Here is a 14,234-nt window from a genome sequence, read left to right on the forward strand (position 1 = left end):
ATGGGTCTCAGCGTCAACACCAACATCGCGGCGATGAACTCGTACCGCAACCTGTCGGTCACCGATGGTCAGATGAACAAGTCGCTGGAGAAGCTCTCCTCCGGCTTCCGGATCAACCGCGCCGCCGACGACGCGGCCGGCCTGGCCATCTCGGAGGGGCTCCGTTCGCAGATCGGTGGCCTGAAGGTCGCCGCCCGCAACGCCCAGGACGGCATCTCGGTCGTGCAGACCGCAGAAGGCGCCCTGACCGAGACGCACTCCATCCTGCAGCGCATGCGCGACCTCGCGGTGCAGGCCTCCAACGACGGTGCCCTGAGCAACACCGACAAGGCCAAGGCGGACAAGGAGTTCCAGGCACTGGCGCTGGAGCTCACCGACATCGCCACCAAGACGACGTTCAACGGCACTGCGCTGCTCGACGGCACCTACACCGCCAAGAACTTCCAGGTGGGTGCCAACGCGACCGAGACCCTCTCGGTCAGCATCGCCGCCATGGACGCCACGGCCCTGGGTGCCACCGGCAACCTGAACACCGCCGCCGACGCCACCGCGGCCATCACCGCGATCAACACCGCCATCGGCACGGTCTCCGACGCTCGCGCCGGGCTGGGTGCCACCCAGAACCGGCTCGAGCACAAGATCAACAACCTCAACGCCACCGTTGAGAACCTGTCGGCGTCCGAGAGCCGGATCCGCGACACCGACATGGCCCAGGAGATGACCAACTTCTCCCGGACCCAGATCCTGAGCCAGGCCGGCACCGCCATGCTGGCCCAGGCCAACCAGTCGTCGCAGGGCATCCTGAAGCTGCTGGGCTGATCGCACCGCACCACCTGAGCACCACCCGGTGAGGGGGGAGGCCCCGCGGCCTCCCCCCTCACTGCGTCATAACCCCCGCACCGAGACCGCAGGAGACCGACATGGCGGGCATGAGCGTGAGCACGGGTCTGATCTCGGGCATCGACTACGACACGATGATCACCCAGCTGATGCAGGTCGAGGCGAACCCGCAGACGCTGCTGAAGAACAAGCTGCTCGAGACCAAGACCGACGCCGCCGCCTACCGCGCCGTCAACACGAAGTTCGACGCGCTGCGCAGCGCCGCCGAGGCACTGACCAAGACCGCCACCTGGGCTGCGGCCAAGGCCTCCAGCACCAACCCCGACGTGGTGGCCACCGCCACGACCGGCGCCACCGGCGGCGGCAGCGTCACCTTCTCCGTCACCTCCCTGGCCGCCAGCCACAGCGTGCTGAGCCAGGCCGAGTGGACCTCCAAGACCGCGTCCGCAGCCGACAAGGGCCCCGGCTGGCCGATCACCATCACCGACGGCTTGGGCAAGAGCGCCACGGTCGCCCTGCCCGACGGCGGCACCATCACAGACGCCGCCGCCGCGATCAACTCTGCCGGTGTGGGCGTCAGGGCCACCGTCGTGCAGTTGGCCCCCGACCGCTTCCGGCTGCAGCTGACCTCCTCGATCCCCGGCGCCGACGGCGAGTTCGACGTGACGAGCACGCCGCGAACCGACGGGGCCACGGACACCGGCTTCGAGGTCGCCGCCCAGGGGAAGAACGCCACCCTCAAGCTGGGCGAGGGCATCATCGCCAGCTCGGCGACCAACACCTTCACCGACCTCGTCCCCGGCGTCACCATCACCGTGGCCAAGGCCGACCCGGCCGCCAGCACCACCGTGACGGTGGACAGCGACCCCACTGCCATCGCCGGCGCGGTCACGACGATGGTCGCCGCCGCCAACGCCGTGCTCACCACCATGGCCGGCTACTCGAACAGCAGCGCCGGCAGCGGCGCCGTCCTCAAGGGCGACAGCACGCTGCGCTCGCTCACCACTGCGGTGCTGGACACGATCTCCAGCGCCATCGGCGGCACCGCCTCCGCCTCCACCGTCGGCCTGAAGCTGACCCGGGACGGCCAGTTCACCTTCGACGCCGAGGTGTTCACCGCCAAGCTCGCCACCGACCCTGCCCTGGTGCAGCGCCTGGTCAACGGCGCCGACGCCACCAGCGGGCCCAACCAGGTCGCCGGTGACAGCGACGACACGGCCGCTGTTCAGGGAGTGGCCCAGAAGCTGGTGGCCCTGGCGAAGCGCGCCACTGACACCACGACCGGCATCCTGGTGTTGCGGGCCAAGGGCGAGGACGAGGAGGGCGCCAGCCTGACCGGCCAGATCGAGGACTGGGACCGGCGGCTCGAGCTGCGCCGGGCCACCCTCTCGGCCCAGTTCAGCGCGATGGAGACCGCCCTGGGCACCCTGCAGAGCCAGTCGTCCTGGCTCTCCTCGCAGCTCTCCTCGCTGCCCACGTGGTCCTCGTCCGCACGCTCCTGACCCACCCGCTCCCCCGGAGGAACCCTCGATGAGTGCCGCAGCCCTGCGGAACCGCTACCTCGGCGACGCGGTCACCACCGCCTCCCCCCAGCGCCTGCTCGTGATGCTCTACGACCGTCTCGCCCTGGACCTCGAGCGCGCGGAGACGGCCCTGACCGAGGGCGACCGCAGCCAGGCCAACGAGCAGCTGCAGCACGCCCAGGAGATCGTGCTGGAACTGCAGTCCAGCCTTCGGGTGGACTCATGGGAGGGCGGCCCGCGGCTGGCCGCCCTCTACGGCTGGCTGCACAGCGAGCTCGTGCGCGCCAACGTGAAGCAGAACGTCCGCGTCGTCGCCGATTGCCGCAAGATCGTCGAGCCGCTGCGCGACGCGTGGCGGGAGGCTGCGGCCTCCCTCGTCTCGGCCCCGGCATGACCGGCGGTCCGGCCTCGGGCAGCCCCGGCCGCAACCGGGTCGGGGACGTCCCCGGCTCGCTGGGCGAGGCGCGCTCCTGGCCGGTCGTGCTCGACGCCCTGGAGGGCGACGTGCACGAGGCCGAGGAGACCCTGGCCCGCGGGCGGGCGGACGAGATCGCGGCCTGGGGTCGCCGGTCCACCGACTGGATCCCGCCGAGCAACCTCGGGCCCCTCCCCGACGACCTGCGCGAGCGCGCCGCCCGGCTGCTGCAGCACCAGCTCGCGGTCGCCGAGGCGCTGGTCGAGCGGATCACCCAGTCGCAGAAGCAGCGCGACCTGGCCGCCCGGATGTCCTACGCCCCCACCCGCCCGGTCGCCTCCTTCATCGACCGCGCCCTCTAGCCCCACCAGCCTCTCTGCACTCCCCCGCCCCTCGGGGCCGAAGACGCGACTTCGGCCCCGAGGGGCGTGTGCGTTCTGTGACTGGACGTGCTCGATCAGGTGCATGTGGTCATGGTCGGCCCGGCAGCTGCCGATGACTGAGCTGCACGGAATGCACCACTCTCGCCACGGATCGGCGGCCCCCCTCGCTCGCAGGCACCCCCTGTGAGCGCGTCCCGCCGTACCCGGAGGTACCTCGTGCTCCGTCGCTCCCTGCTGAGCGTCCGGTGATCACCGACTCGACCATGACGGCCCTGCACGCGTCCCTCACCGGACTGCAGCAGCGCCAGCGGGTGACCGCCGACAACATCGCCAACGTCCAGACGCCGGGCTTCCTGGCCGGCCGGGTCGACTTCGAGTCGACCCTGCAGAGCGAGATCGCCAACGGTGAGGTCGCCACCGGTGGCCAGCGCGCGGTCACCCGCTCGATGGACCCGACCCGCACCGACGGCAACAACGTCAACCTGGACACCGAGACGGTCATCGCCACCGAGACCGGCCTGCGCTACCAGCTGTCGATCAGCGCCCTGGACGGCAAGTACGCCCTCCTGCGCTCGGCCCTGCGGACGCAGTGATGACGGTCTTCGACACGCTGCGCATCGGCGGCTCGTCGCTGTTCGTCCACCGCAAGTGGATGGACGCAGTGGCCGACAACATGGCGAACATCAACACGGTCAACGCCCCGGGCGAGGCCGCCTTCCAGGAGCGCATGGTCGTCGCCGAGGCCGTGCAGTACGGCTCCGGCCAGGGTGGTGTCCGCGTCGCCGGCACCGAGCTGGGCAGCGCCGAGGGCCGGATGGTCTACGAGCCGGGCAACCCGCTCGCCGACGACGAGGGCTACGTCCGGTACCCCGACATCGACCTCGGGGACCAGATGACCCAGCTGCTCATGGCCCAGCGCGGCTACCAGGCCAACCTGGCCACCATCCGCAGCGCCACCGAGGCCTACCAGCAGGCCCTGCAGCTCGGGAAGGGCTGACCATGACCTCGCCGATCAGCGGCATCTCCTTCGGCATGCCCTCCATCACCGACGTCGCCGGCGTCTCCGGGGCGGCCTCGGCCGCCGCCCCCGCGTCGGTCTCCGGCGACGGCGGGTTCGCCGCCGTCCTCACCGGCTCGATCGACTCGCTCAACGCGGTGCAGGGCACGGCCGACACCCTGGCCCTGCAGGCCGCCACCGGCGACCTGCAGGACGCGCACGACTACATGATCGCCAGCACCGAGGCACGGTTGGCCACTGACACCGTGGTGACCCTGAAGAACTCGGCGGTGGCGGCCTTCACCGAGATCATGAGGATGCAGATCTGATGCCCGCCGCTCTCGCCGGACCGCTCGAGCGCATCCGGACCACCCTGGCCACCATCAGCCTCGGTCAGAAGATCGTGATCGGTCTGCTGCTGGCCGGTCTGCTGCTGGGCGGGGTCTTCTTCACCCGGTGGATCACCGCGCCGACCCTGTCGCCGCTGTTCAGCAACCTCGCCTCCACCGACGCCTCGGCGATCGTGGAGGAGCTGAACGCCCAGGGCGTGCCCTACGAGCTGGCCGACGGCGGCCAGACCGTCATGGTCGCCCAGGACAAGGTCTACGACATGCGTCTGGCGATGAGCGGCAAGGGGCTGCCGGCCGGCAACGAGACCGGCTACTCCCTCCTCGACGAGCAGGGCATCACCACCAGCGAGTTCCAGCAGCAGGTGTCCTACCAGCGGGCCCTGGAGGGCGAGCTCTCCAACACCCTCAAGGCCCTGGACGGCGTCCGCTCGGCGGTGGTGCACGTCGCGCTGCCCAAGGAGGACGTCTTCGCCACCGACCAGGCCGAGCCGACCGCCTCGGTGCTGCTGGACCTGGCACCGGGCACGAAGCTGGCCGGCGAGCAGATCCAGGCCGTCACCCACCTGGTCTCCTCGAGCATCGAGGGGATGTCGCCGGACTCGGTGACCGTGGCCGACTCCACCGGTGCGGTGCTGTCCGCCGCCGGCGCGGGCGCCACCGGTGCCGCCGGCGACGCGCAGTCGGAGCAGGAGCAGGCCTACGAGGGGCGGCTCGCGGCCAACGCCCAGCAGATCCTCGACCGAGTGGCCGGCCCCGGCAACGCCGTGGTCTCCGTCCGCGCCGACCTGGACTTCTCCCAGCGCGACACCACCACCGAGAGCTACCAGTACAACGAGGGCACCCCGGCGCTGTCGGAGACCACCACCACCGAGAGCTACACCGGCACCGGGACCGCCGTCGGCGGCGTGCTGGGCGCCGAGGACGTGGCCGCGGGCGGCGGTGACTCGACCTACGACAAGGAGTCGACCACCTCGAACAACGCGGTCGACAAGACGGTGGAGACCATCGCCGGCGCCCCCGGCGCGGTCGAGCGGCTGACCGTCTCCGTGGTCATGGACGACGCCACCGCCGGCGCCCTGGACCAGGCCACCATCCAGGACCTGGTCGGCAACGCGGTCGGGCTGGACGTCGCCCGGGGCGACGCCATCACGGTCGCCGCCATGGCCTTCGACACCACCGCCGCCGAGCAGGCCGCCGCCGACCTCGCCGCCGCGCGGAAGGCGGAGAAGACCGCCCAGATGTGGTCGATGATCAAGACCGGCGGCATCGCGCTCGGCATCGCCCTGCTGGTGCTCATCGTCTGGCTGCGCTCCCGGCGCAACCGCGAGGAGTACGAGGAGCTCGAGGAGGAGGAGCCGGAGTACGAGCGCATCCAGGTCGAGAGCGTCCGCGACCCCGAGCTCGACGACCGGGCCGCCCAGCTGGCCGCGGCCCAGCGCGAGCGGGTGCGCGGCGAGATCTCCGAGATGGTCAGCGACCGGCCCGACGAGGTCGCCACCATGCTCCGCGGCTGGTTCGCCGACGCCAAGTGAGCGACGGCCGGTGGACGCCGGCCGGTGAGCACGACCGAGTGAGCAGCACGACGTCCGGGGCCCCACCCGGCAGGGCCGACGCCCTGCCGGGTGGGGCCCCGGACTGCCGATGGAGTACGTGGACGCCGCCGGTGTCCGAGACGAGGGGGGAACGACAGCAGTGAGCATCGCCAGCATCGAACAGCTCACCGGGGTGCCGGCCCGGACCGGTGGTCAGCTCGCCGCCCCCTCCCGTCCCGAGCTGCCCGGCCTGCGCAAGGCAGCGGTGTTCCTCGCCCAGCTGACCAAGGAGGAGGCCGGCGCGGTGCTCGCGCAGATGCGCCCCTCCGAGGTCGAGAAGCTGACCGGTGAGCTGATGGGCCTCCAGCGCGTGGACGGCGCCGACGTCGACGACGTGCTGGGTGAGTTCCACTCCCTGATGCAGGCCCGCCGTTTCGTGGGCACCGGCGGTGTCGAGTTCGCCCGCGAGGTGCTCGCCGCCGGCCTCGGCGAGGAGAAGGCCGACGGCATCCTCTCCCGGCTCAACGTCGTCTACACCGAGCTGCCCTTCGCCTCGCTGCGCAACAGCGACGTCCGGCAGCTGGTCACGTTCCTCAAGGACGAGCACCCGCAGGTCGTGGCCCTGGTGCTGGCCCACCTGCCGGCCTCGCAGTCGGCCGAGGTGCTGTCGGGCTTCCCGCCGGACCAGCAGGCCGACGTCGCCTACCGGATCGCGATGATGGACCGCACCGCCCCGGAGATGGTCCGGATGGTCGAGGAGGAGCTCGGCCGCCGGATGGGCTCGCTGCTGGCCTACCAGGACATGGCGACCGTCGGCGGCGTCGAGACGCTGGTCGAGATCATCAACCGGTCCTCCCGGCCCACCGAGCGCTCCATCCTCGAGTGGCTGGAGAACAGCGACCCCGAGCTCGCCGAGCGGATCCGCTCGCAGATGTTCGTCTTCGAGGACATCGTCACCATCGACGACCGGTCGCTGCAGCTGGTGCTGCGCGACGTGGAGGCCAACGACCTGGCCACCGCGCTCAAGGGCGTCAAGCAGGACGTCCGGGACAAGGTGGTCCGCAACCTCTCCGAGCGTGCCGGGGAGAACCTGCTCGAGGAGATCGAGCTGCTCGGCCCGGTGCGCACCCGCACGGTCGAGGAGGCCCAGGCCAAGGTGGTCGCGGTCATCCGCACCCTCGAGGAGCAGGGCACCCTGACCATCTCGCGGGGCGGTGAGGATGACTTCGTCGCCTGATGAAGGACCCCGTCCCCCCCGCCCCTCGCAGGCTCGGGGCGGGCCCCTGGACGGGGCCACCACGAGCGTTGCACCGAGGTCCCGGGAGACGCTGCTGCTGCGGGGGTCCTCGGCCGCCGACGCGATCCCCTACCAGCGCAGCGCCCCCGGCGCCCCGGTCTGGGGGCGGCGCGGGACGACGGCGCCGTCCGACGAGCCGGTGGTGATGCGCTCCACCACCCCGCCCGTGCCCCCGTCGGCGCCGGCCCGGTCCGGCCCGCCGCCGACGGTGCTGGCCGGCCCGGTCGACGCCGCCACCGTGCCGACCCCGCCGTCCACCGCCTCGGGCACCGCCCGGGACGCCGACTCCGCGTCGGCCGCCCGCGTCGGGATGCGGCTGGGCGAGGTCTACGCCGAACAGCTGGCCAGGCTGCGCGAGGAGGCGCGCCGGGCAGGCTGGGCCGCCGGTCACGCCGAGGGCCTGGTCGCCGCCGAGCAGGTGGTGCAGGCCGCCGAGCGGGCCGCCGAGGAGCGGCTCGCCGCGGTGCAGGTGCGCTGGGAGCGCCGGCTGGCCACCGCCACGGCCGCGATGGGCGCCGCGGTGGAGCGGCTGGACGCCACCGCCGCCCCCGTGGTCGACGAGCTGCGCGACAGCATCCTGGACACCGTCCTCGTGCTGGTCGGCGACCTGCTCGGCCGGGAGCTGGCGATGGCCGCCTCCCCGGGGCTCGATGCGCTGCGCCGTGCGCTCACCCTCTGCCCGCGTGACGTGCCGGTCGTCGTCCGGCTGCACCCCGACGACCTCGCCGAGGTCCCGGCCGAGGCGCTGGCGGGGCTGCCCGCGTCGGTGACCGTGGTCGCCGACGACGCCGTGGAGCGGGCCGGCGCGCTGGCCGAGGCCGGCACCCAGCGGGTGGACGCCCAGCTGTCCGCCGCGCTCGAGCGGGTCCGCGAGGTGCTCCGCTCGTGACCGCCCTCGGACTGGGCACCGCCGACGTGCTGGAGCGGGCCCGCGCGGCCGCCCGCCCCCAGGTCACGGGGATCGTCACCGGCGCGATGGGCCTCACCCTCTCCGTCGAGGGCGTCTCCGCCGCGGTCGGCGACCTCGTCGAGGTCACCACCGGCCCGCGGCCGTTGCTGGCCGAGGTCGTCGCCGTGCAGCGCGACCGGCTGACCTGCATGCCGCTGGGCGACCTGTCCGGCGTGCACTCCGGTGCGCGGGTGCGCCCGACCGGCCTGCCGCTGCAGGTGCCGGTCGGTGAGGCGCTGCTCGGCCGGGTGCTCGACGGCCTCGGCCGGCCGATGGACGGCGGCCCGCCGCTGGGCGCCGGCGTCCGGTACGTCGACCTGACCAGCGAGACCCCGAACGCGCTGACCCGGGCGCGGGTGAGCCGGCAGCTGACCACCGGCGTCCGCGCCCTGGACACCCTCGTCCCGGTCGGCAAGGGCCAGCGACTGGGCATCTTCGCCGGCTCCGGCGTCGGCAAGTCCACGCTGATGAGCCAGATCACCCGCGGCACCGACGCCGACGTCCGGGTCATCGGGCTGATCGGTGAGCGTGGCCGCGAGGTCCGGGAGTTCCTCGAGGAGGACCTCGGCCCGGAGGGGATGGCGCGCACCGTCGTCGTCGTCGCGACCTCCGACGAGCCGCCGCTGGTGCGGCTGAAGGCCGCGTTCGTGGCCACCCGGATCGCCGAGGGCTTCCGTGACCAGGGCCGCGACGTGCTGCTGATGATGGACTCGATCACCCGCACCGCCATGGCCCAGCGCGAGGTCGGGCTCTCCGCCGGGGAGCCGCCGGCCACCCGCGGCTACCCGCCGAGCGTCTTCGCCATGATGCCCAAGCTGCTGGAGAAGGCCGGCACGTCGACCACCGGCTCGATCACCGGCCTCTACACCGTGCTGGTGGAGGGCGACGACCACAACGAGCCGATCGCCGACACCGCCCGGTCCATCCTGGACGGCCACGTGGTGCTCACCCGCAAGCTGGCCACCGCCGGGCACTTCCCCGCCATCGACGTGCTCGAGTCGATCTCCCGGGTGGCGACCACCATCGTGCCGGCGCCGCAGATGACCGACGCCCGGGAGGTCCGCCGGATGATGGCCGCGCTGCGCGACGTCCGCGAGCTCATCGAGATCGGCGCGTACCAGACCGGCAGCGACCCCCTGGTCGACCGCGCCCGCCAGCTCGTCCCGGCGATCGACGCCTTCCTGCGGCAGACGGTGGACGACGCGACCTCCACCGCCGAGGCCTTCGCCCGGCTGCACGCGATCGCCACCACCGCGTGAGCGCCGGTCGCGTGCCCGCCGCCCCCGGCCGCCCCGCGCCGTGAAGCAGCCGGCCTTCCGCCTGGAACCGGTGCTGAGGCTGCGCCGGAACGAGGAGCGGGCCGCCGCCCTCGCGGCGGCCGAGGCCGCCCGGGAGGCGACCGAGGCGGCCGAGCGGGCCGAGCGGGACGCCGCCGCGCTGAGCATGCGCGGCCTGCCCGCGGCTGCGACCGGTGGGGCGTTCGTGGCCGCGATGGTCGCATCGACCGCCGCGGCTGCCGATGTGTCTGCTGCACGGGCACTCGCGCTCGCCCGGGCCGAGCAGGCCGAGCTGGTGCGTGCGCGGTGGACCGCCGCCGCGCAGCGCACCAAGGGCCTGGAGCGCCTGCGGGAACGGCACGTGGCCGCACTGCAGGCGGCGGCCGACGCCGCCGAGGTCCGGGCGATCGACGACCTGGTCACCGGCCGGCACAGCACCACCGACAGGGAGGAGGAGACGTGGACGGACTGATCGCGGTACAGGCCCGGATCGGCCAGATCCAGGCACGCTTCACGCCCCCCGCGGCGACCAACGCCTCCTGGGCCAGCGCGGCCTCCGCCGCCGGCCTGACCGGGAGCAGCTCGGCGACCAGCACCTCCGCCCTGTCGGCCACCGGCACCGGCGCGGAGGTCGTCGGCGCGGCGACCAAGTACCTCGGCGTCCCCTACCGGTGGGGCGGCACCGACCCGGCGACCGGGCTGGACTGCTCCGGCTTCACCCAGCGGGTCTACGCCGACCTCGGGATCAGCATCCCGCGCACCTCCTCGCAGCAGGCCACCGCCGGCCGGCCGGTCGCCTCCCTCGCCGAGGCCCAGCCCGGTGACCTGGTGTTCTTCGACAACTCCTCGTCGCGGGCCGGCATCGACCACGTGGGCCTGTACATCGGCGGCGGCAAGATGATCGCCGCCCCGCAGGAGGGCGACGTCGTCAAGGTCCAGGACGTCGGCAACCCCACGCTCATCCGCCGGGTGCTGCCCGAGGGCAGCGGCACCGCCGCCGTCTCCGCCGCCACCAGGGGCGGGCTGGCCGGGGTGCCCTACGCCGACCTCTTCACCCAGGCCGGCGCGAAGCACGGCGTCTCCCCCGCCCTGCTGGCCGCGGTCGCCAAGACCGAGTCCGGCTTCAACAGCTCCGCGGTCTCCTCCGCGGGCGCGACCGGGCTGATGCAGTTCATGCCCGCCACCGCGAAGGGGCTGGGCGTCAACGCCACCGACCCGGCGTCCTCGATCGACGGGGCCGCCCGCTACCTGAGCAGCCTCACCAAGCAGTTCGGCTCGACCGAGCTCGCGCTGGCCGCGTACAACGCCGGCCCGGGCACGGTGCAGCGCCACGGCGGCATCCCGCCGTACGCCGAGACGCAGTCCTACGTCCAGAAGGTCACCAGAGCCGCGGAGGCGTACGCATGACCGCTCCCACCTCGATGCCGGTGATGCCGGCCGTGGCCCGCAGCAGCGGCCCGGCCGGCGCCTCGGCCAGCTCCCCGTCCTCGGCCGGCGACGGCTCCCCCGCCTTCGCCGACGCCCTGGACACCGCCCTGGACGACGCGCTCTCCGGCGGCGGCAACGCCGCGGGCAGCTCGCCGGCCACCGACACCGAGCAGCCCGCCGCGGAGGACGCCACCGCGCCGGTCGTGCTGGTGCCCGGGCTCTGGGCGCTGATGACCGCGGTGACCCCGCTGACCGCTGCCGCCACCGGGACGGCGGCCACCGCCTCCGCCGCCGGCCTGATCGGGGCTGTCACCGGCCTCGCGCTGCCCACCACGCCCGGTACCGCGGCCACCGGCACCGCGACCGCCGACCCGGCGGTGCCGGGCGCCACCGTGCCGGGCACCCCGACGCCGGACGGCACGGCACCGGTGGTCGTGACCGCCGCCGAGCCCGCCACCGCGGCCGGCCCGTCCGCCGCCGATGCGCTGGCCGATGCGGCCGGCCTCACCGTCGTCCGGGACCGCACCCCTGCTGCCGACACCCTCGCGGCCGGCCCGGCCCTCGTCGCGGGCGGCGTGCTGCCGGCCGCCGCCGGGGCTGCCGGGTCGTCGGACGCCGGGGCCGACGGAGCCACCGGCGGTGCGGCCGCCGCCGTGCCGGCGTCCGCAGCCGACCTGCCCCAGGACGCCGACGCGGTGTTCACCCTGGGCGGTGCGACGGCGAACGCCACCGTCAGCGCTGCCGCCGAGGTCACGCCGGCCCCGCTGCCGGACGACGCACCCGTCGCCACGCAGCTCGGCCGTCAGATCGCCGTGCTGCGCAACGCCCCGGACGGCAGCCAGACGATGACCCTCGTCATCACCCCCGAGGACCTCGGCCCGGTGACGGTCTCGGTGACGGCGACCGCCGGCACCCTCGACCTGACCCTGCACGGCTCCTCCGAGCTCGGCCGGCACGCCCTGCTCGACGCGCTGCCGGACCTGCGCCGCGACCTGGAGGGCGCCGGGCTGTCGCTGAACAAGCTCGACGTCGGCACCAGCACCGACCCGGGCTCCCGCTCTGCCCAGCAGCAGCTGCTCGACGCCCGCGCCGGCCAGCAGGGCACCTCCGGCCAGCAGTCGCCCCGCACCTGGGCCTCGGTGCCCGACGCCCTCACCTCTGATGCCCTCGCCGCCGACGGCACCCCCCTGACCACCGACCAGTCCACGTCGTCCGGCGTGGACGTCCGCGTCTGACCTGGAGTCGCCTCGATGACCACCCCCGTAGGCAGCGTCGGCACCTCGACGACCACCGCCAGCAGCGCGGTCGACCGCTCCGACCAGATGGGCAAGGACACCTTCCTGAAGCTGCTGGTCGCCCAGATGCGCTACCAGGACCCGAGCAACCCGACCAGCAGCAGCGAGTTCATGGCCCAGACCGCGACCTTCACCCAGGTGGAGAAGCTCGAGGAGATCGCCAAGCAGAACGCCGAGCTGCTCACCCTGCAGCGGTCGCTGAGCGCCGGCGCCCTGGTCGGCAAGCACGTCGCCTACACCGCCGACGACGGCACCACCGTCACCGGCGCGGTCTCCTCCGTGATCGTCACCGCCGGCACCGAGCCGCGGGCGATCGTCGGCGACAAGGCCGTGCCGCTGGGCCGGGTCACCGAGATCACCATCCCCGAGGTCGCCACCCCGGCCCCCACCCCGACCACCCCGGGCACCTCCGCCAGCTGACCCCGGCGTCCCGCCCCCTGCACCGACACCGATCGCGAGGAGTCCTCCCCATGCTGCGTTCCATGTTCTCGGCCATCTCCGGCCTGCGCGCCCACCAGACCAAGCTCGACGTCACCGGCAACAACATCGCCAACGTCAACACCGTCGGCTTCAAGGCCAGCCAGACCGTCTTCGAGGACACGCTCAGCCAGGTGCTGCGCAACGGCTCGGCGCCCAACGGCGGCGTCGCCGGCACCAACCCGGCGCAGGTCGGCCTCGGCGTCAAGGTCGCCGGCATCACCACGAACTTCGGCCAGGGCTCGACCCAGAACACCGGCCGGGCCAGCGACTTCATGATCAGCGGTGACGGCTTCTTCGTCACCAAGGTGGGCAACGAGCAGCTCTACACCCGGGCCGGCTCGTTCGACACCGACGGCGTGGGCAACCTGGTCACCCCCGACGGCGCGAAGCTGCAGGGCTGGATGGCCAACGCCCTCGGGGTCGTCGACCCCAACGGCCCGCTGGTCGACCTGCGCATCCCCACCGGCCAGGTGCTCGCCCCGGTCGCCACCACCGGCGCGGCGCTGGCCGGCAACCTCTCGGCCACCCCGGTCGCCACCGAGACCCCGGTCACCTCGCAGATCACCATGTACGACGACCTGGGCAACGCCCACCCGGTCAGCGTCACGATGACCCGCAACGCCACCCCGGCCAACAGCTGGAACGTCACCTTCACCGACACCTCGACCGCGACGTCCACCTCGACGGGCACCGCGCTGGGCAGCGTCACGCTGCAGTTCGCCGACGGCACGAACACCTTCCTCGACGCCAACGGCCAGCCCCGCCCGGCCGGGACCCTCGCCACCCCGAACCCCGCCACGTTCGAGCTGCTCACCTCCGCGGCCGGCGTCCCCGCCTGGACGCAGAACGTGGACATCGACCTGTCCGCCATGACCCAGTTCGGCGGCAAGAGCGACGCCGCGGCGAAGACCACCGCCGACAGCGGCTCGGCGATGGGCGTGCTGGAGGGCTACTCGCTGGCCAACGACGGCACCATCGTCGGCATCTACTCCAACGGGCTGCGGCAGAACATCGGGCAGCTGGCGCTGGCCACGTTCACCAACCCCGGTGGCCTGGAGAAGGCCGGCAACAGCTCGTTCCGGGCCGGCGACAACTCCGGCAACCCGCTGGTCGGGCAGGCCGGCACCGGCGGCCGCGGCAGCCTGTCGGCCGGCGCGCTGGAGATGTCCAACGTCGACCTGGCCGAGGAGTTCACCGGCCTGATCGTCGCCCAGCGCGGCTTCCAGGCCAACAGCCGCGTGATCACCACCTCCGACGAGATCCTCCAGGACCTGGTCCAGCTCAAGCGCTGACGCAGGCCCCTCCTCCTCGCCGCTCGCACGCTCGTGCCGGTGAGGAGGGGCCGGACGGCCCGGTCACCCGGACGGGGTGGCCGGGCCGTCCGGCTCAAGCACCACCCCCGGACCGCCGATGACAGCAGTGCGGCGCGACGAGGCCCGACGTGGCATCCCGCCATCCCGAACCCCTG

16 protein-coding genes are annotated in these 14,234 nt (G+C 73.3%); all 16 read left to right on the top strand.

The genetic code is table 11. The annotated features are described in order from the left end of the window. The 16 genes from ACJTNH_RS12525 to ACJTNH_RS12600 all read left to right on the top strand — a co-directional run bounded on the left by ACJTNH_RS12525 (position 1) and on the right by ACJTNH_RS12600 (position 14,058). On the top strand, positions 1–819 hold the full coding sequence (locus ACJTNH_RS12525) for a flagellin N-terminal helical domain-containing protein (RefSeq protein ID WP_458176112.1): 819 nt from the start codon (positions 1–3) through the stop codon (positions 817–819). 110 nt (positions 820–929) lie between these two features. After that, positions 930–2,342: a flagellar filament capping protein FliD gene (fliD, locus tag ACJTNH_RS12530; RefSeq protein WP_458176114.1), complete on the top strand. Its 1,413-nt coding sequence runs from the start codon at positions 930–932 to the stop codon at positions 2,340–2,342. Between the two features lie 28 nt (positions 2,343–2,370). Next, positions 2,371–2,757: a flagellar export chaperone FliS gene (gene fliS / locus ACJTNH_RS12535; RefSeq protein WP_458176116.1), complete on the top strand. Its 387-nt coding sequence runs from the start codon at positions 2,371–2,373 to the stop codon at positions 2,755–2,757. Beyond that, positions 2,754–3,140 carry a hypothetical protein gene (locus ACJTNH_RS12540; RefSeq protein WP_222192272.1) on the top strand — a complete coding sequence of 129 codons (387 nt, stop codon included), beginning with the start codon at positions 2,754–2,756 and terminating at the stop codon, positions 3,138–3,140. The genes fliS and ACJTNH_RS12540 overlap by 4 nt, the downstream gene beginning before the upstream one ends. Before the next feature lie 284 nt (positions 3,141–3,424). Continuing rightward, the gene (gene flgB / locus ACJTNH_RS12545) at positions 3,425–3,754 is read left to right on the top strand and encodes a flagellar basal body rod protein FlgB (protein ID WP_458176118.1); all 330 of its coding nucleotides are present in this window, start codon (positions 3,425–3,427) and stop codon (positions 3,752–3,754) included. Beyond that, positions 3,754–4,158 (top strand): flagellar basal body rod protein FlgC, encoded by a 405-nt coding sequence (locus ACJTNH_RS12550; RefSeq protein WP_458176120.1) that lies wholly within the window; start codon positions 3,754–3,756, stop codon positions 4,156–4,158. Before flgB ends, ACJTNH_RS12550 begins: the two co-directional genes overlap by 1 nt. 2 nt (positions 4,159–4,160) lie before the next feature. Continuing rightward, positions 4,161–4,487 carry a flagellar hook-basal body complex protein FliE gene (gene fliE, locus ACJTNH_RS12555; protein ID WP_458176122.1) on the top strand — a complete coding sequence of 109 codons (327 nt, stop codon included), beginning with the start codon at positions 4,161–4,163 and terminating at the stop codon, positions 4,485–4,487. Next, positions 4,487–6,040: a flagellar basal-body MS-ring/collar protein FliF gene (gene fliF / locus ACJTNH_RS12560; RefSeq protein WP_458176124.1), complete on the top strand. Its 1,554-nt coding sequence runs from the start codon at positions 4,487–4,489 to the stop codon at positions 6,038–6,040. The genes fliE and fliF overlap by 1 nt, the downstream gene beginning before the upstream one ends. 160 nt (positions 6,041–6,200) lie before the next feature. Then, positions 6,201–7,277 (top strand): flagellar motor switch protein FliG, encoded by a 1,077-nt coding sequence (gene fliG, locus ACJTNH_RS12565; RefSeq protein WP_458176126.1) that lies wholly within the window; start codon positions 6,201–6,203, stop codon positions 7,275–7,277. A gap of 205 nt (positions 7,278–7,482) precedes the next feature. Further along, positions 7,483–8,226 (top strand): FliH/SctL family protein, encoded by a 744-nt coding sequence (locus tag ACJTNH_RS12570; protein WP_458176128.1) that lies wholly within the window; start codon positions 7,483–7,485, stop codon positions 8,224–8,226. Next, positions 8,223–9,545: a FliI/YscN family ATPase gene (locus ACJTNH_RS12575; RefSeq protein WP_458176130.1), complete on the top strand. Its 1,323-nt coding sequence runs from the start codon at positions 8,223–8,225 to the stop codon at positions 9,543–9,545. The genes ACJTNH_RS12570 and ACJTNH_RS12575 overlap by 4 nt, the downstream gene beginning before the upstream one ends. A gap of 40 nt (positions 9,546–9,585) precedes the next feature. Beyond that, positions 9,586–10,035, top strand: a complete 450-nt coding sequence (locus ACJTNH_RS12580) for a flagellar export protein FliJ (RefSeq protein ID WP_458176132.1) — start codon at positions 9,586–9,588, stop codon at positions 10,033–10,035. After that, positions 10,023–10,970, top strand: coding sequence for a transglycosylase SLT domain-containing protein (locus tag ACJTNH_RS12585; protein ID WP_458176134.1), 948 nt, complete (start codon positions 10,023–10,025; stop codon positions 10,968–10,970). Before ACJTNH_RS12580 ends, ACJTNH_RS12585 begins: the two co-directional genes overlap by 13 nt. Further along, on the top strand, positions 10,967–12,226 hold the full coding sequence (locus ACJTNH_RS12590; protein ID WP_458176136.1) for a flagellar hook-length control protein FliK: 1,260 nt from the start codon (positions 10,967–10,969) through the stop codon (positions 12,224–12,226). Before ACJTNH_RS12585 ends, ACJTNH_RS12590 begins: the two co-directional genes overlap by 4 nt. Positions 12,227–12,241: 15 nt before the next feature. Next, positions 12,242–12,706: a flagellar hook assembly protein FlgD gene (locus tag ACJTNH_RS12595; protein ID WP_458176138.1), complete on the top strand. Its 465-nt coding sequence runs from the start codon at positions 12,242–12,244 to the stop codon at positions 12,704–12,706. 50 nt (positions 12,707–12,756) lie between these two features. Continuing rightward, complete coding sequence (locus tag ACJTNH_RS12600) at positions 12,757–14,058, top strand: flagellar hook protein FlgE (protein ID WP_458176140.1); 1,302 nt, start codon at positions 12,757–12,759, stop codon at positions 14,056–14,058. Positions 14,059–14,234 lie beyond the last annotated feature (176 nt).

It is taken from the genome of Modestobacter lacusdianchii (assembly GCF_054177765.1).

What these genes read in the sequence shown, in the direction of transcription:
- ACJTNH_RS12595 (WP_458176138.1), top strand. Translation starts at nt 12,242, where the DNA reads ATGACCACCCCCGTAGGCAGCGTCGGCACCTCGACGACCACCGCCAGC.
- ACJTNH_RS12600 (WP_458176140.1), top strand. Translation starts at nt 12,757, where the DNA reads ATGCTGCGTTCCATGTTCTCGGCCATCTCCGGCCTGCGCGCCCACCAG.
- ACJTNH_RS12540 (WP_222192272.1), top strand. Translation starts at nt 2,754, where the DNA reads ATGACCGGCGGTCCGGCCTCGGGCAGCCCCGGCCGCAACCGGGTCGGG.
- ACJTNH_RS12590 (WP_458176136.1), top strand. Translation starts at nt 10,967, where the DNA reads ATGACCGCTCCCACCTCGATGCCGGTGATGCCGGCCGTGGCCCGCAGC.
- ACJTNH_RS12525 (WP_458176112.1), top strand. Translation starts at nt 1, where the DNA reads ATGGGTCTCAGCGTCAACACCAACATCGCGGCGATGAACTCGTACCGC.
- flgB (WP_458176118.1), top strand. Translation starts at nt 3,425, where the DNA reads ATGACGGCCCTGCACGCGTCCCTCACCGGACTGCAGCAGCGCCAGCGG.
- ACJTNH_RS12550 (WP_458176120.1), top strand. Translation starts at nt 3,754, where the DNA reads ATGACGGTCTTCGACACGCTGCGCATCGGCGGCTCGTCGCTGTTCGTC.
- fliE (WP_458176122.1), top strand. Translation starts at nt 4,161, where the DNA reads ATGACCTCGCCGATCAGCGGCATCTCCTTCGGCATGCCCTCCATCACC.
- fliS (WP_458176116.1), top strand. Translation starts at nt 2,371, where the DNA reads ATGAGTGCCGCAGCCCTGCGGAACCGCTACCTCGGCGACGCGGTCACC.
- fliD (WP_458176114.1), top strand. Translation starts at nt 930, where the DNA reads ATGAGCGTGAGCACGGGTCTGATCTCGGGCATCGACTACGACACGATG.
- ACJTNH_RS12570 (WP_458176128.1), top strand. Translation starts at nt 7,483, where the DNA reads ATGCGCTCCACCACCCCGCCCGTGCCCCCGTCGGCGCCGGCCCGGTCC.
- fliF (WP_458176124.1), top strand. Translation starts at nt 4,487, where the DNA reads ATGCCCGCCGCTCTCGCCGGACCGCTCGAGCGCATCCGGACCACCCTG.